This window comes from Colwellia sp. RSH04, assembly GCF_003545765.1.
Classification (GTDB): domain Bacteria; phylum Pseudomonadota; class Gammaproteobacteria; order Enterobacterales; family Alteromonadaceae; genus Colwellia.
Genome location: NZ_QXIO01000002.1, coordinates 98,825 through 118,748 on the forward strand (window position 1 = coordinate 98,825; position 19,924 = coordinate 118,748).

Here is a 19,924-nt window from a genome sequence, read left to right on the forward strand (position 1 = left end):
TCATGCGCGCCTTATGCAGAATCTTAAACTTCCGATTACAATTAGTCCATTACGTAGCGCACAACGAAGACTTGTGTGTGAAGGTGTCTTTAAGTTGTCGGAAATGACTAGGCTGTTGGCTGTGTGTGAAAGCGCAAGCGAGCATGCTCAAGTTAGTGTTAAGTTTGATGTGGATGAACGTGGTCTTACTGTTATTAGTGGCAACGCATCGGCATTAGTTGCATTAACTTGTCAGCGGTGCAACGAAGCTTATGAACAGTTACTTGAAGTTGAATTTACTTTTAGTCCTGCGAAAAATGCTGAAGCCGCTGAAAAAATTCCGTCATATTATGACGTAATAGAATTAGATGAAAATGGTGAAGTGAACTTGCGTGAATTAGTGGAAGAGGAGTTAATTCTATCTATTCCATTAATTCCAAGGCATGATCTTGAAGATTGCTCTGCTGATGCAGACAGTGTTTGGGGTGAATTGCCGGAAGAGCTTGAGAAACCGAACCCATTTGATGTTTTAAAACAACTTAAATAATTAATCATTGTTTAAGTCTTAACTTATAATCGTTTTAGGAGTAACTCATGGCAGTTCAAAAAAGCAAAAAGTCTCGTTCAAGACGTGGCATGCGCCGTTCACATGATGCATTAACAGCAGAAAACTTATCAGTAGATCCAGTTTCTGGTGAAACTCATCGTCGTCACCATGTAACAGCTGATGGCTTTTACAAAGGTGTTAAAGTAATCGCTAAATAAGCGATCAACTTTAATCGATAAGTTTGAGCTTGAACAGTTCAAATAATCTAACCATCGCGTTAGATGTTATGGGGGGCGATAAAGGCCCCCTTATAACAATACCCTCAGCAATAATGGCGATTCATCATCAGCCAAATCTTCACCTCATCCTTTGTGGTGATAGCTCTGTAATAGAGCAAGTGTTATCTGAACATGGCATTTCAGCCGAAACTTTAGAAAATCATCCCCAGTTATCCGTTTTCCATACTAGTCAAATTGTCTCCATGGATGAAAAGCCTGCTTATGCGATGAGAACGAAAAAAGATTCGTCCATGCGTAAAGCCTTAGATCTTGTGCAAGAAGGTAAAGCTCAAGCTTGCGTTAGTGCAGGAAATACAGGTGCTTTGTTTTCAATGGCGCACTTTGTTTTAAAAACATTGCCTGGTGTTGAAAGGCCAGCCTTGATCTCTTCTCTTCCTAGTCGCGATCATGATAAAAATGTTTTTATGTTAGACCTTGGCGCGAATGTATTTTGTGATTCACATGTGCTTTATCAGTTTGGCGTTATGGGCTCAGTGCTTGCTGAACAAGTAGATAATATTAAAAATCCACGTATCGCGTTACTAAATATGGGTGAGGAAGCGATAAAGGGTAGTGATCATATCAAGCTCGCAGCGTTGGAGTTATCAGAAAATAAAACAATTAACTACATTGGCTTTATTGAAGGCAGTGATATTTTTTCTAATAAAGCAGATGTTATCGTATGCGATGGTTTTGTTGGTAATGTTGCGTTAAAAACCTGTGAAGGAGTAGCCAGGCTTGTCTATCACAAATCTAAGACAATTTTTACACGTAATCTTATTGCAAAAATTTTGAGCTATTTATTAAAGCCAAGCTTTAAAAAACTATTTAAAACTATGAACCCCGACCAGTATAACGGTGCAAGTTTGATAGGATTGCGCGGTATTGTGATAAAAAGTCATGGTAATGCTAATTCCACGGCCTTTTTTGCTGCAATTTTAGAAGCAGCAAAAGAAGTTGAAAGGCAAGTGCCAGAAAAAATTAAGGTCATGCTCGAACAAGGGCTTTCACATCAATAAACATTGATAATGAAATAAAACCTCAAAAAATCCGTTATTTTAAATTAAAGAGAATAATAAACATGCAAGACAAATTAGCTTTTGTTTTTCCAGGTCAAGGCTCTCAAGCCGTTTCAATGTTATCTGATTTTGCTGATAACTGTATTGTTCAAGATACTTTCAAAGAAGCTTCTCAAGCTCTAGGTTATGACCTATGGCAATTAGTTGCTCAAGGTCCAGTTGAAGAGCTAAATAAAACCCATATAACTCAACCGGCGTTATTAACTGCCAGCGTTGCTTTGTGGCGCTTATGGTTAAGTGAATCAAAGATTAAACCTGATGTATTGGCAGGTCATAGCTTAGGTGAGTATTCTGCTTTAGTCTGTGCTGGCGTCCTCTCTTTAACTGACGGTGTTAAGTTAGTAGAAAAACGCGGTGAGTTTATGCAGGCTTGTGTACCAGCAGGTGTTGGAGCTATGGCTGCTATCATCGGTTTAGATGATAAAACTATTATCAGTGCATGTGATAACGCTCAAGAATCAGAAGTTGTTTCTGCGGTAAATTTCAATTCTCCAGGTCAAGTGGTTATTGCAGGTCATAAAGCTGCTGTAGAGCGTGCAGGGGAGTTATGTAAAGAAGCAGGTGCAAAAAGAGTATTGCCTTTGCCAGTAAGTGTTCCTTCTCATTGCGCATTAATGAGTGAAGCGGCCAAGCAATTAGAAGTAGAATTGAATAACATCACAATAAATACTCCAACTATCGATGTAGTAAATAATGTCGATGTGGCTGTTGAAAGCTCACCTAAAGCAATTAAAGCTGCATTAGTTAGACAATTATACTCTCCCGTTCGTTGGAGTGAAACAATTGTGAAAATTTCCGAAGCAGGCGTTTCTAAAGCTGTTGAAGTAGGGCCCGGTAAAGTACTACAAGGTCTAATGAAAAGAATTGATAAATCTATAAGCAGTGTTTCGTTTAATGATGAAGCTTCACTCGCTAAAACAAAAGAATTAATAAACTAAGGACTATTATGTTTTCATTAACAGGTAAAGTGGCACTCGTTACCGGTGCTAGTCGTGGTATTGGTAAGTCCATTGCTGTTCAATTAAAAGAATTAGGTGCAACCGTAGTAGGTACAGCCACCTCAGAGAATGGTGCAGAGAAAATTTCTGAATATTTAGGTCAAGGAAACGGATTAGTACTAAATGTCACTAATGATGATTCTATAGCGCAATTATTTGACAATATTAAATCAGCACATGGCGCAGTAGATATTTTAGTTAATAATGCGGGGATTACACGTGATAATTTATTCATGCGTATGAAAGATGATGAGTGGCATGACATCATTGATACTAACTTAACGTCTATTTATAAAGTTAGTAAAGCTGCTATCCGCCCTATGATGAAAAAACGTGCTGGTCGTATAATAAATATCGGCTCTGTTGTGGGTAGTATGGGTAACGCTGGTCAAGTAAACTATTCAACAGCTAAAGCAGGTTTACTTGGTTTTACTAAATCATTAGCGGCTGAAATTGCTTCTCGCGGCATTACGGTGAACACAGTTTCACCTGGTTTCATCGACACTGATATGACACAAACCTTAACAGATGAGCAAAAAGAAGGCATTTTTTCTAAAGTTCCTGCTAATCGTTTAGGTAAACCAGAAGAAATTGCCAGTACAGTGGCATTTTTGGCATCAGATGCCGCCGCTTATATCACTGGTGAAACAATCCATGTTAATGGTGGTATGTATATGGTCTAACCCTTTAATAATAAGGGGTTGACTATTATATTAGGATATAGATAAAATTAAATTTAATCGACTCAACAGGTTAGACCAGCTAAAAAAGTAAAATTAGATGCTTGCATGGCAGCCTGTTGGCGAATACACTACACGCAATTTGAAAAATTGCACTTTCAGTAAGTAAAGGAAATAAAATGAGTACTATCGAAGAACGCGTAAAAAAAATTACTATCGAACAATTAGGTGTTAGTGAAGCAGAAGTTAAAACTGAATCTTCTTTTGTTGATGATTTAGGTGCTGATTCATTAGACACTGTTGAATTAGTTATGGCGTTAGAAGAAGAATTTGATACTGAAATTCCTGACGAAGAAGCTGAAAAAATCACTACAGTTCAAGCAGCAATCGACTACGTTACTGCTAACCAGTAATTTTATTCAAGTCGGTATGTGACTTGAAGCATAATATTTCGCAAGATTTATTCTGAACAATAAAGCGGTATACTTATCAAAGAGTACCGCTTTTTTTATACCTAGTATTTTATATTGGAGGCAGCCGATCTTATGAGACGCGTCGTAGTAACTGGTCTTGGTATGCTTAGCCCATTAGGCAATACAGCACAAGAAACATGGCAAAACTTACTGCTTGGAAAAAGTGGTATTGGCAATATTGAGCATTTTGATACATCTGCTTACCCAACTCGCTTTGCGGGTTTAGTTAAAGGTTTTAATGCACAAGACTATATGGAACGAAAAGAAGCCAAGAAAATGGATCTTTTTATTCAATATGGTGTCGCAGCGGGTGTACAAGCAATAAAAGATTCTGGCATTGAAGTTACCAGTGAAAATGCTCCGCGTATCGGTGTTGCTGTTGGCTCAGGAATAGGTGGTTTAGGTCTTATTGAGCAAAACCATGAAAAAATGATTAAAGCTGAAGGTAGCCCACGTAAGCTTTCACCATTTTTTGTCCCTTCAACCATTATAAACATGATATCAGGTCATTTATCTATTATGTTTGGTTTGCAAGGTCCAAATATCTCTATTGTTACAGCATGTACTAGTGGTGTTCATAATATTGGTCATGCCGCTCGCATGATTGCTTACGGTGACGCTGATGTGATGGTTGCTGGTGGTGCAGAAAAAGCTTCCACTACACTAGGTATGGGAGGCTTTGGTGCAGCTAGGGCGTTATCAACTCGAAACGATGACCCACAAGCAGCTTCTCGCCCTTGGGATAAAGACCGTGATGGTTTTGTTCTCGGTGATGGTGCGGGTGTTATCGTTGTTGAAGAGTATGAGCATGCTAAAGCCCGTGGGGCCAAAATATATGCAGAACTTGCTGGTTTTGGAATGAGCGGTGATGCTTATCACATGACTTCACCCCCTGCAGGTGGTGAAGGTGCAGCTAGAGCAATGCAAAATGCGATTAATGACGCTAAAGTTGATAAAACGAAAATTGGTTATATTAATGCTCATGGTACCTCAACACCTGCAGGAGATATTGCAGAAACAAATGCTGTTAAATCTGTATTTGGCGAAGGCGCTTACGATTTATACATGGGCTCAACCAAATCGATGACAGGTCATTTGTTAGGTGCAGCGGGCTCTGTTGAAGCGATATTTAGTATTCAAGCATTAAATGACAATAAAGTCCCACCAACAATTAATTTAGACAACCCTGATGAAGGGTGTGATTTAGATTATATCCGTGATGGTGCGCGTGATATTAATTTAGAATATGTACTTTGTAACTCATTTGGTTTTGGTGGAACAAATGGATCTTTGATCTTCAAAAAGATTTAAGAGGCAGTTCTAAAACCCTTGCTATTAAAACGCTAAGCCTGAATACTCTGTCTAGAGATATTCAGGCTTTTGTATTTATACTAAAGCAATTATTTTTATATAGATAAATATGATTTTTTGCTCAATTAATGGAAAAGAAGTTAATAGTCTATCAGTTAATGATAGAGGTTTAGCCTATGGTGATGGTCTATTTACTACTGCTAAAATAGTTAACGGGCAAGTTGAGCTGCTTGAGCAACACTTGATTAGACTTATCAAAGGATGTGAGTTTTTAGGTATTAACATTGAGCATCTTGGCGATATAAAACATAGTATAGAAATGTATGCACGATCATACAAATTAGCCGTATTAAAGGTAATTATTACTGCTGGCAGCGGTGGTAGGGGATATTCTCGTATCAACCTAGATGAAAATGCTAGTCAATTGATTATCATGGTATCTGATTATCCCAAGCATTATGATGAACTTGTAAATACAGGTATGAGTCTTGGTATCAGTAAAAATGCGTTATCTGTGAGTCCTATGTTAGCAGGTATTAAGCACTTAAATCGTTTAGAGCAAGTCATTTTAAGGCAAGAGCTTGATTTATTACCCTTCGATGATTTAGTTGTTTGTAATGCCAATAACTTTGTTGTTGAAACAACGTGTGCGAATATTTTTTATTTAGATGATCAGCAATGGAAAACACCCGATCTTTCGCTGTCTGGTGTCGATGGTTTAATGAGACAAAACATAATCAAGACAATCGGTGATGTAAAAGTAACATCAACCACTATAGATGAGTTATTATGTGCCACTGAAGTATTCATTTGTAACTCTATCATGGGATTAATGCCCGTCAGGTGTCTAAAGCAACGTGACTTATCGATGATTCAGTCTAAAAAAATAAGAGAACAACTCCTTGATTAAAAAGATTGTATTTACTTTATTCTTATGTGCGTTAGCTTGTTTAGCACTATTGTTAACCTTCAAGCAACAATTGAATAAACCACTTAATATTTCAGTAGAGCAGTTGATTACTGTTGAAAAAGGCAGTTCAATTAGTCGTTTTTCTCAACAGTTAGTGAATAAAGGCTGGCTTGAAAATCGTTTTTGGCTTCGTAATTATGCTCGTTTTTCCCCACAAAACACGGTTATTAAAGCAGGTACCTATTTAGTAAAGCCACAGACTCCGACACTGACATTACTTACTCAGGTAGCATCTGGCAACGAGCACCAGTTTTCTATTACCTTTATTGAAGGTTCAACGTTTAAAGAATGGTTGGCTTTATTAAAAAAACAACCTTATTTGAATAATACCTTGCAAGATAAAAGTATTGCAGAAATTGTTAAAATTTTAGGAGTCGAGCAAGACAACCCAGAAGGGTTATTTTTTCCTGATACTTATGCTTATACCGCAAAGACTAACGATGTTGATGTTTTATTACGTGCTAAAACGAAAATGAACAAGCACTTAGATGAGGCATGGCAGTCAAGAATGTCAGATTTACCTTATAAGAATAAGTACCAAGCGCTTATTATGGCATCTATTATTGAGAAAGAGACCAGTTATATCCCTGAGCAGCCCCTTATCGCATCAGTCTTTGTTAATCGATTAAATATAAAGATGCGTTTGCAAACAGATCCCACCATTATCTACGGCTTAGGTGATCGCTATCAAGGGGATATTACTTATGCACATAAACGTGAAAAAACTGCATATAATACCTATCGAATTTCTGGGTTACCGCCAACTCCAATTGCTATGCCAGGGTTATCTGCTATTAAAGCAGCATTAAACCCAGCACAAAGTGACTACTTCTACTTTGTTAGCAATGGTGATATGCAGGGAAATCATACATTCAGTAAAACATTGGCAGAACACAATGTGGCTGTTAAATTGTATTTAAAAAAAACACAAAATAATTAAATGGATGATTAGAGAAAGATATGTCTAAAGGTAAATTTATTGTAATTGAGGGCATGGAAGGCGCTGGTAAATCAACTGCTATCACGGTTGTTGAAGAGTTTTTACAGCAATTAAACGTTTCATTCATAAAGACCCGAGAGCCAGGTGGTACAGCGCTTGCTGAGTCACTTAGAACCATTGTGAAATCAATAGATCATGAAGAGAAACTCACCCAGGAAACTGAGTTGTTGCTTATGTATGCTAGCCGAAGCCAATTACTAGCCAATAAAATATTACCAGCACTAGAAAATGGGCTTTGGGTTATTGGTGATAGGCATGATTTAAGTTCAAAAGCTTATCAAGGAGGAGGGCGAATGTTTGATGACTCAGTAATGCAAGCTATTGCAGATGTTACATTAAAGGGCTTTAAACCTGATTTAACTTTATATTTAGATATTGATCCTAAAATAGGGTTATCTAGAGCAAAAGCAAGAGGAGAGCTTGATAGAATTGAACTTGAAAAAATTGATTTTTTTGAAAGAGTACGCAATAAGTATCAAGAGATTGCTCGTGAAGATAATACAATTGTGACTATTGATGCATCTCAATCAATCACTCAGGTTCACCAAGATATTAAAGAAGCGTTAACGACGTTTATTAAATAAAGCAGGGCGAAATGAACCATCAACAGCTTTTAAGTCAACAATTTTCCCAAAAACGTCTCCCTCATGCCATTTTAATTTCAGGACCTAAGGGCTCTGGTAAACATGTATTAGCTGAATGGTTAACAAATTTATTATCGTGTAATGACGTACAACAACAAGCTAATTTTTTAAAAGCCTGTGGACATTGTAAAAACTGTTTACTAACACGGAGCCAAAGTTACCCTGATCATTTAACACTTCAATCTCATACAGCTACTATAGGTGTCGACGACATCAGACATAGCAACTTGTTTTTGCAAAAAACCGCACACATTGGGCAATATAAAACGGTGTTGATTCCTAATGCTGAGACAATGACTATTGCAGCTGCCAATGCTTTGTTGAAAACATTGGAAGAGCCGACTGCTGATAGCGTTATTATTTTAATAACCCATGACATTGAACAACTTTTACCAACAGTAGTAAGTCGTTGCAGGTTATTTTCGATTCAACCTCTTGCGGGTGAGCAGTTAATTGCTCAAGCTAAAAATAGTAATTCATCATTAAGCAATATCGAAAAACTAGATACAGGGTTTGTAAATATTAGCCACATTCAAGAATTAGAAGATCAACAAATTTACAAAGAATATCTTCAATTTAAAGAGACCTATATAGACTTTATATTGAAAAATGGTAAGAATAAAGCGTTGTTAGAAGCGTTGCAGACTAATCAACATGCTTTACGATGGTTAGAAAAAATCACCTGTAACTTACAACGAGCACAACACCTTCCTGAGCATTCGTATGTTGACTTAAATAATAGTAAACTAACAGCATCGGTGCTTAATCAATTATTTGGCGTTATAATTAATGCTAACAAAACATTAAAGCAATATGCGCAAGTTAACCAACAGTTTGTTTTAGAGCAGTTGTTTTTTAGCATGATAAAAATAGTAAAGAGCTAGAAATAGGAGAGTAGTTTTGGTTCCACTAAATGTAGAATTTCATTCTGAACGAGATTTACACATGGCTTTTATGCCTTTTTTAAAGGAAGGCGGTATATTTGTTCGTACGCCACGTGTATATGAGTTAGGAGCAGAAGTAGAGCTTAATGTATTATTACCTGATTCTCTAGAGCCTTCAGTAGTAAAGGGTGAAGTGTGTTGGTTAACACCAATTGGTGCTCAAAATGGAACTCCTCCTGGTGTTGGTGTTACTTTTGTGGATGATCCAGATAAAATTCGTCATCAAATTGAACAAGCGATAGCACGTCACTTAAATTCTTCAGAACCAACGTTAACTATGTAGTTTGTTAATACATTAATTTTTAACAGGCAGTTTTTAAACTGCCTTTTTTATTTAATTGAATAAAGCAGTAAGGAAGTATTTTGTTTATAGACTCACATTGCCATTTAGATCGTCTCGATTTATCTGAATTTGATAATAACCTTGATAACGTAATAAAAGCGGCAAGCGAAGTTAATGTGACTGAGATGCTATGCGTTAGTGTCACTTTAAAAGACTTTCCTTTAATGGCAGAGCAAACTAAACATTATAATAATGTGTTTTTAACGTGTGGTGCTCATCCATTAAATCAAGAAGATAGTATTAATCCTGAAGAGCTGCAAACACTGGCTCAACATGAGCGAGTGATTGCCATTGGAGAAACAGGTTTAGATTATCACTATGCACCTGAAACTAAACAGCTACAGCAAGACTCTTTCAGAAAGCATATTCAGGTAGCCAAAAAATTAGCTAAACCATTGATAATACACACACGTGACGCTCAAGAAGATACCTTGAACATCATGCGTGAAGAAGGTGCAGCATCGGTAGGTGGAATTCTACACTGCTTTACCGAATCATGGGAAATGGCAGAACAAGCGATTGAATTAGGGTTTTATATTTCTTTTTCAGGAATTGTAACTTTCAAAAATGCCAGTGCTTTAAGAGAAGTTGCTGCTAAAGTACCGAGTAATAAATTTCTCATTGAAACTGATGCACCTTATTTAGCACCAGTCCCTCATCGCGGAAAACAAAATCAACCTGCTTTTGTTATTGAAGTGGCTAAACATTTAGCAAGTATTAGAGGACTTTCTATTGAGCAGGTAGCTAAACAATCAACAGATAATTTTAATAAATTGTTTAATAGATAATGTAAAAATAAAATATCAGACAAAAAAAAGCCCTAACAAAAAGTAGGGCTTAAAAGGAAGGCTCAAGGGGTTTGAGCCGTGCGCTAATCCAAAATACCAAATTTAAACACAAAATCTAAATATCTAATTGATAAAGTTGCGAGCATTTATTCATTAAGATAAGTCAGTATTTTTAAGAAGAATAAATATATTCTTAAACATGGTAATTAAGTTTAGTGTATCTTTTGTTTTTTGCTAATTTTATTTTTTATATTTAAATAAGTTAATTTTCTTCATTTTTATTAATGTGTTAGTGTTTGTTTTTTGTTTGAAAAAGTTACTTGTTAACAGGTTGTGCAGCATTGGTTAACCGTTTTGACACACCTTGTCCACAGATTGTTTTGTGGTTTTTGTTAAAAGGCTCTGTAACATCAAGCTATAGTATTCATTAATAGTCATTACGTTCTTATATATTTTTTTTAGTGTATAAAGAGTACTGCTTACTTTGTAATTTTCAAAGTTGTTTATGGCAATCATTCCATTTAAGGGGAAATCAAATAATGACTCGATTTTCATTAGTATTTTTAATTTTTGTATTATCTTCATGCAGTATGCTGGAAATAAAAAAAATAAAACCAGGTGATGAAAAGGTAAGGTTATATTCTGATGAAGAAAAAATTAGAGATTGTAGATATATTGATGAAGTCATTGGTACTCAAGGGCATTGGTATGATTATTTATTTATTTCAAATAAAAATTTAACTCAAGGTGCCATTAACGATTTGAAAACACAAGCCCGAGCTATCGGCGCAAATAGTGTTCATGTGCATACAAATATGGCATTTAATACCTCCGTTACCATTTTAGCTCAAGCGTATTACTGTAAACCGCTAACTAAAAAATAAATCTCTCCTATGCCTTCACACTTTAATGAGCCTTAAGCCTACCAACAAAAATGAAACAACCTCACTATTTTTTAATCGTTACGCTATTTATGTGTTGTTATGCTCATGCTGAAGATGAAACTCAACCGGTAGAAGTTGAACGTCCAAGATTAGATTTATTCCAGAATAAACTAAATACCATGATGCAGGATACGGCTTCATGGTTAGATGATATTGACGAACATAATGACAAAAAGGCCTCTTCTTATGGCTATTTACTCTTATCATGGATGCCACGTACCGCTGATTTAGATGACTTTGATGTAAAACTAAAAGTGGCATTTGATTTACCAAAAATTAATGACAAACTTTCTTTAATTATTGATAACGATAATGAGGACGAACTGTTACTTGATTATGAATCTGATCCTTTTAAAGATAATCAAGACAATATCAATCTAGCATTTCAATATGCTAGTGACTTTAGTAAGTCTAATAATATTAAAACAAGGCTAGGAGTCAGTCGAAGTCAACTTTATGTTCGATCAGAAGCAAAGTTTAATTGGCAATTAGACAATATGGGTTTTGAATTAAAGCCACGCATTGATTATTTTTATGAGGATGGTTGGGGACCAGGTCTTAAAGGTGCAATGGCATATTATTTAAAGAACAGTGCATTCTCTTTCTCTGCTAGCTGGCAAAAAATAGAAAAAGAAAGTAGATCACGAAGAAAAGTAGGTTTATTTCACATTTTAAAAGTAAATCAAAAACAATTATTAGTCAGTGGTATTCAGTATAATAAAAGCAATAATAAAAACGATGAATCTAACGAGACTTATTACTTATCAATGCGCTACCGACATCTAGCTTATAAATCTTGGTTTTATATTGAAGTAGAGCCTTTTTTAGATTTCAATCAAGTTAGAGACTTTAGGCGAGAGTTTGGGATAGCAATAAGTCTTATTAGTTATTATGGGAGTTAGTTTAATTTTTTAAATTATCCTTGAATATATTTTAATATCATGATTTAGAAAATATAAATCACAAACATTAGCTGTTTAAGGATTAATATATCCTGATGTTAAGCATTGCCCAGTTAGTAGCTATGCAGTATTTGAAGGCTGTATTTATAGGCAGCTTATTAAGATTGATAGCTGCCTAGAATAGTCTGCTTTATTTACAGAATTGTTACCGTTAAACGGCATCTTTCGTTGTAGGGGAGAATAACGATAAACTTTCATTGGCAAAACCAACACCAGCCTCATTGTAGAAGTTGAACACTTTATCTACACCAAACTCTTGTAGTTTTTCACGTTCATCGTCAAAACGGGCAATAGCGGCTATTTTTCCATGATAATTAGCCGCTTTTAATTGCGTTGTTATATTCATAATGTCTTGTACACTTGGCAATGCTAAAAGAATTAATTCTAATCGCTCTAATTGAATGTTTTCCCAAAAATCAGAATCTTCTGCATCTCCGTTATAGGCACGTATATTGTTCTTATTTAGCCAAGTTACTTTGCTTTTATCTGCATCTAATCCCCAGATTAAATTTGGAACTTGCTCTGCAAGGGCTGTATAAGCACCCATGCCAACTCTTCCCATCCCTATGATAACAATCGGTGCATCACAAGGTTGTACAAAACTATCTTCTTTTAGCTTTTTGTTGTGTTCAAAACGTTTAATCCCTGATTTATAACGTGCAAAAAATACATGAGCATAGTTGTAAAGTATGTTGGTAATAATAAATGATAAGGTAACTGCTAAAGATAAAATAACTAACCATTCTTTAGGTAGCCAACCTTCTTTTGTACTCAAAGAAGCGACTATCAAGCCAAACTCACTAAAATTACTTAATATTAGGGCTGATAAATAAGCGGTTCGGCCTCTTAATCTCAATTTCAAAAATAAGAAATAAAAAAGAATAAACTTTAATGGGAGAAGAAGGGTTAATATGGCAGCTATCCCTAGCATTTCCCATGTAGGTAGCGCGGTAAAACCAATAGATAAAAAGAAGCCAATTAGAAATAGATCTTTAAAGCTGAGTAATGACTTAGAGATTTCACTGGCTTTATTGTGTGACGCAAAAAACATTCCTATTAATAAAGCGCCTAAATCTCCCTTTATATTTACTAATTCAAATAATTCGTAACTACCAAAGGCTAGAAAGAAACCCGTTAACGGAATTAACTCGCCATGCCCAACGTTATCGATTAATTTATAAATCAATGGTTTGATTAAAAATAACAGCAATAATAAGCCTGCCCAGTATGATGGAAATTTACCCGTTGCGGCAACTAAGAATAATACAGCCATGACATCTTGCATTACTAAAATAGAAACAGCTAACTTTCCGTGCCGTGTCTTCAATTCACCATGATCTTCTAGTAGCTTAACAACACAAACGGTACTACTAAAGCTCAGAGCAAATACAATAATGAGCGAAGTCGATAGGGTTAAATCTGAAAAGAACGTAATAGACATTAATAGGAATAGTTTAAATAAAATAGTTCCGATTAAAATCCATAGGCTAGTGTGTGTTAAGCTTCCAGCCCATACCTCTGTTTTGATTAAGTCGTTGATATTTAGTTTTAAACCTATAGTAAATAGCATTAAAGTAATACCTAGGTTTGCTAACTCTGTAATGGTGTCGTCTGCTTGAAATCCAATAAAATGTAGTAAAAATCCGGCAAGCAAATAACCTATAGAAGGGGGTAATGAAACAGTTTTAGCTGCAATACCACAAATGAAAGCGAATAAAATCCAAATGAAATCCATGAAACTTGCCTTTAGAATTAGAGCGGAAAAAGTTTAAATGAAAGTAATAATATAAATATACCTAATTTATCGAGGTATTTTAATAAAAGTTATTGTTAAAGTTAAATATAACAATATGTTTTCCCATGAAATTTAACGCTGGGTTCACCTAGTATAGTGTAACAGTTAACTTTCTTTATCGGGTTATCATTTCATTATTTCTAATCATCTTTCTTATCATTGTGATGAGGTTGATAACCATAGCGAGATCTCTTTGTGCATAAAATCTTTTATCATAGGCTGTGCTTTCGCATTAGGGTGTAAGTTATCGTCTAACATTAAACGTTTATCGATGGCGATTTTAGTCATGAAATAAGGCATTAGGTAAGCCCCCGTTTTGTCAACGACTTGTTGATAATTTTTTTTGAACATTCCGGTATATCTTGGACCTAAATTAGGAGGAATTTCAATTTGCATGAGTGCCACTTTAGCACCTGATTTTTGACTTTGAGTGACGAGATCCATTAGGTGCTTTTTTATTAAGCTAATTGGAAAACCGCGTATACCATCGTTTCCACCAAGTTCTATTAATACATGTGTTGGTTGATGTGTCGCTAACCAAGTGTCTATCTTTAGCAGAGCGTTATCCGTGGTTTGACCGCTGATGGCTGTATTAACTATCTGAATTGAAGCATTTTCTTGATTATATTTATTTTGTAACAAATGAACCCACGCTTGCTCTTGCTCAAGTCCATAACCAGCACTTAAGCTATCACCTATAAGTAGTATTTTATTCTCAGCGTTTGCTATATTGGCTGTTAGAATATAAATGAAAATAATTATCGATTTTAGGAATATACGAGTCATGTCTGTACTTTCTCAGTTAAATGTAATTCAAGCGTCAGGGCTAAGTAAACGTGTTGAAACCCTTGAGGGAAACCTCACTATCCTTAGTGATATTAACTTCTGTGTCAAGTCAGGCGAATCTGTCGCCATTGTTGGGGCATCTGGCTCTGGTAAATCGACGTTACTGAGTTTATTAGCAGGTTTAGATGTAGCGTCCGAAGGTGAAATTCATCTAGATGGTGATGCTTTAAGTACATTAGATGAAGAAGCCCGAGCAAAAGTAAGAGCTGACAAGGTAGGCTTTGTTTTTCAATCATTTATGTTAGTGCAAAGTTTAACTGCTCTTGAAAATGTTATGTTACCTGCTGAGTTATCAGGTGATCACGATGCAAAACCTCAGGCTATTGCATTATTAGACAAAGTTGGCCTTAGTCATCGTTTAGGACACTATCCATCACAGCTATCAGGTGGTGAGCAACAGCGTGTTGCTATCGCAAGAGCCTTTATTGGCTCCCCAAGAATTTTATTCGCAGATGAACCTTCAGCTAATTTAGATAGTAAGAATGGCCATTTAATTGAAAAGTTATTATTTGATTTAAATAAACAAAATGGAACAACCTTAGTGCTAGTAACCCATGACGAACAACTTGCTGCACAATGTGATCGTATTATTCATATTGAAGGCGGAAAACTTGAAAAGATTGTGGAGGGAGAGGTTTCTCATGTGGGTTAAATTAGCATTTAAATTATTTTCTCGAGAATTTAAACGAGGGGAGCTTACCATTATTTTTGCTGCTATCGCGTTAGCAGTATTAACGGTCTTTAGTTTATCTTCTATTACTGAACGTATTGGTTTAAACATAGAGCAAAAAAGTAGTGACTTTATTGCCGCTGATAGACGTTTATCCAGTAATCATGAAATGGATAATATTTATTTAACACAAGCTAAAGCGTATAAATTACAAACAGCTCAAATGTTGTTTTTTGATTCTATGTTATTTGCTAATGATGAGTTAGTGCTTGGCTCTGTTAAGGCGACAACTAATGAATACCCTTTACGTGGAACGTTAACTGTAAAAGACTCGTTAAATACCTTGCCTTATGACGCTAGTTCAGGGCCAACTAAAGGAAACGTTTGGTTAAGTGAAGGATTATTTTACACCTTAAATGTTAATGTAGGTGATCAAGTAGAGTTGGGGGCAGGGGTTTTTACCGTTTCTAAAGTCTTGGTTAATGAACCAGACGCGCCATTTTTTTCGCTTTCAGGCAACAAACGGGTTTTATTAAATTATAACGATATTGAAACGACCCAAGCAGTGCAGCCGGGAAGTCGTGTGTTTCATCGATTTTTGTTTGCAGGTGAAGAGCAAAATATACAAGCCTTTTATTCATGGTTGAAACCAAAATTAAAGCGTAATCAAAACTGGGAAGGTATAAAAGATCGCCAATCTCCATTAGGAGAGAATTTACAACGTGCGGAGCGGTTCTTATTATTAGCTGGTTTGTTCGGTATTATGTTAGCTGCGGTTGCTATGGCAGTTTCAGCAAAACGTTATTGTGAACGTCAGTATGACCCAGTTGCCATGATGAAAACATTGGGAGGAACTAGACAAGTTATTAGGAATATATTTTTATTGCACCTAACCTTGGTTACGTCTTTTTCGGTTATTGTTGGCTTGTGTCTAGGGTTTATACTTCAATACATTGGTGCAGGATATTTATCACAATTTATGGGAACAGACTTACCCGCAGCAGGGTTCAAACCCTGGCTACTTTCTGCATTAATTGGGATTGTCTGTGCGTTAATGTTTTCATTAAAACCCTTATTAGATTTATTTGATATTCCGCCTTTACGTGTACTGCGAAGAAACCTAGGTGATAAATTGGCGATAAGTAGATTGCATGTGTCAATTTCATTAGCGACTATTTTTGCTTTGATGTTGGGGTTTAGCGGCAGTATTAAAACAACGTTAATCTTATTCTTCTCTACGTTACTCGTTATCGTAATATTATTTGGTATTTCACGGTTACTTTTTGCTGCAGGACGTCAATTAGGTTTAAGGCCTGGTTCGAGCTGGTCTTTAGCTATTGCAACGTTACAAAAACGTGCAAATGCGAACGCTGTGCAATTAATTAGTTTTGCTCTAGCCATTAAACTTATGCTTTTTTTGGTCGTTTTAAAAAATGATTTAATTACTGATTGGCAAATGCAAGTACCTGATGACGCACCTAATATGTTTATTATTAATATAGCCGAGCGCGAGATTGAGCCACTTAAACAATTTTTTAACGACAATAGTATTCCTCATGAAACATTTTACCCTGTATTTAAGGGGAGAGTAGATGGTGTTAATGGTGAATCGTTTGCAACACGGGTTTCAAAACAAGAAGGTGAAGAGAGCGACAAAGATGCCAGAGAGGGAGTAAGTCGAGAGCCTAATTTAACGTGGCTTGATGAATTGCCTGATGGTAATGAAATTATTGAAGGTGAATGGTTTAAAAAAGGCTCTGCTGATATTGAAGTTTCAGTATTTGAAGGCTGGAAAGATGTATTAGGTTTAAAAATCGGCGATAGATTATCATTATTAATTAATGAACAAGTGATTAAAGCAAAAGTAACGAGCTTTAGAAAGGTTGATTGGGGAACGATTAAACCTAACTTTGTTATGATTTTAAGCCCAAACATGGCTGGTAAAGTACCCGTTACTTACTTCAGTGCCGCTCAACTAAAAGACAGCGATACTAAAGCTATTAGCAAGTTATTACATCAATACCCAACAATAAGTATGATTGATATAAAATCTCGCCTTGAGCAGGCACAATCGATTATTGCTCAGGTTACTTTAGCAATTAGTTTTGTACTCTCAATTGTCTTAATTAGTGGCGCTTTAGTGTTAATATCACAAGTGCAAGCCAGTTTAGCTGAGCGAATGCAAGAAGTGGTTATATTGAGAACATTAGGCGCTAGAGGCAAGTTAATTAAATTAGCAACGCTTTATGAGTTTCTCTTATTAGGAGCCATCGCAGGCTTTGTTGCCGCATTGGTTAGCGATGTTGCTTTGCTTATTATTCAACAGCAGATATTCAATGTTGATGGCCGTTTTCATCCTTATATTTGGTTTTTAGGTCCATTAAGTGGGGCTTTGTTTGTTGCGATTATAGGTTACTTTATGGTTTCAAATACCATGAAACAAAATACTCAAGGCTTGTTAAGAAAACTGGCTTAAAAGGCCAACGATATTTAAAGAGTCGCTAGTGAATCTAGGTAATGTCATGTATATTGCCCGTATATAATAAAAAGGGAAATATACATGGTCGCTTTGGATAAAAATAGTTCATTAGTTAAAGGGTTTGTCACGGTTGCTGCCGTCTTTATTATTTTGGCTGGTGTCAAAGTTGCCGCTAGCATCATTGTCCCATTTTTATTGTCATTGTTTATTGCTATTATCTGTAACCCCCTGATCGCTAAAGCCAGTCAATACAAAATACCTAAAGCCATTTCTGTCATTTTCGTCATAGTTTGCTTTGTTTTCGTTGCATTGTCGTTAACAGGTTTGGTGGGAAAATCATTGAATGAGCTTTCTCAACAATTACCTCAATACCGCGTGCAATTAAAGGAGCAGTTTGTTTGGCTAACCGAGCTGTTTACTAAATACAATATAGATATTTCAATCTCTGTATTAAGTGAATATTTTGATCCAGCCGCGGCTATGGGGTTAGCTGCTGAAATGTTGAGCGGTTTTGGTTCGGTTATGGCTAATTTATTTTTGATCATATTAACCGTTGTTTTTATGCTTTTTGAATCTGCTTCTTTCCCGTTAAAGCTTCATTTCGCTATGGATGATCCAGAAATGCGTCTTAACCAAATTGAACGCTTTCTAGCGGCAGTAAATAATTATATTGCTATTAAAACCCTAGTAAGTCTTGCGACAGGGTGTATTGTTTCAATCATGTTGTGGGCTTTTGGATTAGATTTTTATTTACTTTGGGGGGTTTTAGCATTTCTGTTAAATTATATTCCTAATATCGGTTCTATTATTGCTGCCGTTCCACCGATGACATTAGCTATTTTACAGCTAGGAATTGGAGAAGCTGGTCTTATAGGCTTAGGTTACGTTATGATCAATATGGTTATGGGGAATATAGTGGAGCCTCGCTATTTGGGTAAGGGCTTAGGTTTATCGACACTTGTAGTCTTTTTATCATTAATTTTCTGGGGGTGGTTACTTGGTACCGTGGGTATGCTATTAAGTGTGCCTTTAACGATGATCTTGAAGATTGGCCTTGAAAACTCTCCAGAAGGTCGATGGTTAGCTGTTATGTTAAGTGACGAGCAAGAAGTGTGTGAAAAATCAAAACAAGTATTATCTGAAGAGTAAATTATCTACTTAAAAGCTTGTATATAAAACACTAAAATTAAATGTTGATTTTAGTGTTTTTACAAAATAATGGTTATATTTTGACTTCTGTATTCGTTGAAAGTTGGTTAATTCTTGCTTTTGTTAAATCAACAAAACACTGCTTAAAGGCATTTCCAGCACCTTTTTCAGGTGAAATGGCCAAATACCTCCAGCGGCAATCATTTTCGCGAAAGCTAATAAAATTGCTTTGCGAACGTTTAAACATTTTAAGTGCGGAATATCGTCCGTTGATTAACGCTTTTTCTTCTAAGTTAAAAGTATGATGGTTTATCCATGTTTGTAATTCTTTATCTAGAGAGTCAATCATACTATCTAAACAACGAGATAATTGACTTTCGTTTGCTCTGACATTATCACAATCTTTAAGGCTTGTTACTGCTCTAGATTCTGGTGATATCAGTGATATTGTCAGTAGCGAAAGAGATAATAGAAATTTTTTATTCATAGTTTATATTGATACCTAAAAGCTACAATGATAAGTATAAAAGACGTATTATATTAATTTAAGCTATTTATTAAAAATTTGCACACAAAAATAAGCATTTTTAAGTTATTAGCGGTAATACTGGAAATGGGGTTGGTTTCTCAATAGCGCTACCTTTTTCGTCCAACATTATTGGTTTAAAAGATAACGCAATAGAAAGAGACTACTCTCGGTATAGAGCGAAAGGCCTCTACGCAGGCAATACCTTTTTATAAGGTTTCACGATAACCTTTTTATAAACACCTGCCTCTATATAAGGATCTACATCAGCCCAAGCCTGTGCTTCGATTAAACTATCAAATTCTGCAATAACGAGTGAACCTGTAAAACCAGCACTGCCAGGGTCTTCACTGTCAATGGCAGGGCATGGGCCAGCCACTAAAAGTCGCCCTTGTTCTTGTAAATTTCGTAAGCGTGCCAAATGTTTGTCTCTTACTGAAAGTCTCAATGATAATGAGTCTTCCACATCTTCACTATAAATAAGATAGTACATATATTCTCTCGTATTAAAATCTATGA

At 35.8% G+C, this 19,924-nt stretch carries 22 protein-coding genes; 18 read left to right on the plus strand and 4 right to left on the minus strand.

What is annotated here, in order from left to right; translation table 11 throughout:
- The first annotated feature begins 13 nt into the window (after positions 1–13).
- The 15 genes from yceD to D1094_RS04005 all read left to right on the plus strand — a co-directional run bounded on the left by yceD (position 14) and on the right by D1094_RS04005 (position 11,880).
- Positions 14–526: a 23S rRNA accumulation protein YceD gene (gene yceD / locus D1094_RS03935; protein WP_118959110.1), complete on the plus strand. Its 513-nt coding sequence runs from the start codon at positions 14–16 to the stop codon at positions 524–526.
- 47 nt (positions 527–573) lie between these two features.
- Positions 574–744, plus strand: coding sequence for a 50S ribosomal protein L32 (gene rpmF, locus D1094_RS03940; protein ID WP_116000475.1), 171 nt, complete (start codon positions 574–576; stop codon positions 742–744).
- A gap of 23 nt (positions 745–767) precedes the next feature.
- Positions 768–1,823 (plus strand): phosphate acyltransferase PlsX, encoded by a 1,056-nt coding sequence (gene plsX, locus D1094_RS03945; protein WP_118958801.1) that lies wholly within the window; start codon positions 768–770, stop codon positions 1,821–1,823.
- Between the two features lie 62 nt (positions 1,824–1,885).
- Complete coding sequence (fabD, locus tag D1094_RS03950) at positions 1,886–2,821, plus strand: ACP S-malonyltransferase (RefSeq protein WP_118958802.1); 936 nt, start codon at positions 1,886–1,888, stop codon at positions 2,819–2,821.
- Positions 2,822–2,829: 8 nt separating this feature from the next.
- The gene (fabG, locus tag D1094_RS03955; RefSeq protein ID WP_118958803.1) at positions 2,830–3,564 is read left to right on the plus strand and encodes a 3-oxoacyl-ACP reductase FabG; all 735 of its coding nucleotides are present in this window, start codon (positions 2,830–2,832) and stop codon (positions 3,562–3,564) included.
- A 176-nt stretch (positions 3,565–3,740) separates the two neighbouring features.
- The gene (gene acpP / locus D1094_RS03960) at positions 3,741–3,974 is read left to right on the plus strand and encodes an acyl carrier protein (protein ID WP_118958804.1); all 234 of its coding nucleotides are present in this window, start codon (positions 3,741–3,743) and stop codon (positions 3,972–3,974) included.
- Between the two features lie 132 nt (positions 3,975–4,106).
- A complete protein-coding gene (gene fabF, locus D1094_RS03965) occupies positions 4,107–5,345 on the plus strand; it encodes a beta-ketoacyl-ACP synthase II (protein WP_118958805.1) in 1,239 nt (412 codons plus the stop codon).
- Between the two features lie 109 nt (positions 5,346–5,454).
- Complete coding sequence (gene pabC, locus D1094_RS03970; RefSeq protein ID WP_118958806.1) at positions 5,455–6,255, plus strand: aminodeoxychorismate lyase; 801 nt, start codon at positions 5,455–5,457, stop codon at positions 6,253–6,255.
- Entirely contained in the window at positions 6,248–7,255 is a 1,008-nt protein-coding gene (mltG, locus tag D1094_RS03975) for an endolytic transglycosylase MltG (RefSeq protein ID WP_118958807.1), read from the plus strand. The genes pabC and mltG overlap by 8 nt, the downstream gene beginning before the upstream one ends.
- 20 nt (positions 7,256–7,275) lie before the next feature.
- Positions 7,276–7,899 (plus strand): dTMP kinase, encoded by a 624-nt coding sequence (gene tmk / locus D1094_RS03980; RefSeq protein WP_118958808.1) that lies wholly within the window; start codon positions 7,276–7,278, stop codon positions 7,897–7,899.
- A gap of 11 nt (positions 7,900–7,910) precedes the next feature.
- Positions 7,911–8,843: a DNA polymerase III subunit delta' gene (locus D1094_RS03985; protein WP_118958809.1), complete on the plus strand. Its 933-nt coding sequence runs from the start codon at positions 7,911–7,913 to the stop codon at positions 8,841–8,843.
- Between the two features lie 16 nt (positions 8,844–8,859).
- Positions 8,860–9,186, plus strand: a complete 327-nt coding sequence (locus D1094_RS03990) for a PilZ domain-containing protein (protein WP_118958810.1) — start codon at positions 8,860–8,862, stop codon at positions 9,184–9,186.
- An 80-nt stretch (positions 9,187–9,266) separates the two neighbouring features.
- The gene (locus D1094_RS03995; RefSeq protein ID WP_118958811.1) at positions 9,267–10,034 is read left to right on the plus strand and encodes a TatD family hydrolase; all 768 of its coding nucleotides are present in this window, start codon (positions 9,267–9,269) and stop codon (positions 10,032–10,034) included.
- Positions 10,035–10,573: 539 nt separating this feature from the next.
- Entirely contained in the window at positions 10,574–10,918 is a 345-nt protein-coding gene (locus D1094_RS04000; protein WP_118958812.1) for a DUF4156 domain-containing protein, read from the plus strand.
- Between the two features lie 50 nt (positions 10,919–10,968).
- Positions 10,969–11,880 (plus strand): hypothetical protein, encoded by a 912-nt coding sequence (locus tag D1094_RS04005; protein ID WP_182440094.1) that lies wholly within the window; start codon positions 10,969–10,971, stop codon positions 11,878–11,880.
- A 211-nt stretch (positions 11,881–12,091) separates the two neighbouring features.
- Here the strand turns inward: D1094_RS04005 and D1094_RS04010 are convergent, their stop codons facing one another.
- Complete coding sequence (locus tag D1094_RS04010) at positions 12,092–13,675, minus strand: cation:proton antiporter family protein (protein WP_118958813.1); 1,584 nt, start codon at positions 13,673–13,675, stop codon at positions 12,092–12,094.
- A gap of 216 nt (positions 13,676–13,891) precedes the next feature.
- On the minus strand, positions 13,892–14,521 hold the full coding sequence (locus tag D1094_RS04015) for an arylesterase (RefSeq protein WP_118958814.1): 630 nt from the start codon (positions 14,519–14,521) through the stop codon (positions 13,892–13,894).
- Between D1094_RS04015 and D1094_RS04020 the strand changes: the two genes are divergently transcribed.
- The 3 genes from D1094_RS04020 to D1094_RS04030 all read left to right on the plus strand — a co-directional run bounded on the left by D1094_RS04020 (position 14,520) and on the right by D1094_RS04030 (position 18,879).
- Positions 14,520–15,233: an ABC transporter ATP-binding protein gene (locus tag D1094_RS04020; RefSeq protein ID WP_118958815.1), complete on the plus strand. Its 714-nt coding sequence runs from the start codon at positions 14,520–14,522 to the stop codon at positions 15,231–15,233. The two genes, D1094_RS04015 and D1094_RS04020, sit on opposite strands and share 2 nt — an antisense overlap.
- On the plus strand, positions 15,223–17,727 hold the full coding sequence (locus D1094_RS04025) for an ABC transporter permease (RefSeq protein WP_118958816.1): 2,505 nt from the start codon (positions 15,223–15,225) through the stop codon (positions 17,725–17,727). The genes D1094_RS04020 and D1094_RS04025 overlap by 11 nt, the downstream gene beginning before the upstream one ends.
- A gap of 84 nt (positions 17,728–17,811) precedes the next feature.
- Positions 17,812–18,879: an AI-2E family transporter gene (locus D1094_RS04030; protein WP_118958817.1), complete on the plus strand. Its 1,068-nt coding sequence runs from the start codon at positions 17,812–17,814 to the stop codon at positions 18,877–18,879.
- 73 nt (positions 18,880–18,952) lie between these two features.
- Here the strand turns inward: D1094_RS04030 and D1094_RS04035 are convergent, their stop codons facing one another.
- Both D1094_RS04035 and D1094_RS04040 read right to left on the minus strand, forming a co-directional pair.
- Complete coding sequence (locus D1094_RS04035; RefSeq protein WP_118958818.1) at positions 18,953–19,366, minus strand: lysozyme inhibitor LprI family protein; 414 nt, start codon at positions 19,364–19,366, stop codon at positions 18,953–18,955.
- 229 nt (positions 19,367–19,595) lie between these two features.
- Positions 19,596–19,898, minus strand: coding sequence for a YciI family protein (locus D1094_RS04040; protein WP_118958819.1), 303 nt, complete (start codon positions 19,896–19,898; stop codon positions 19,596–19,598).
- Positions 19,899–19,924 lie beyond the last annotated feature (26 nt).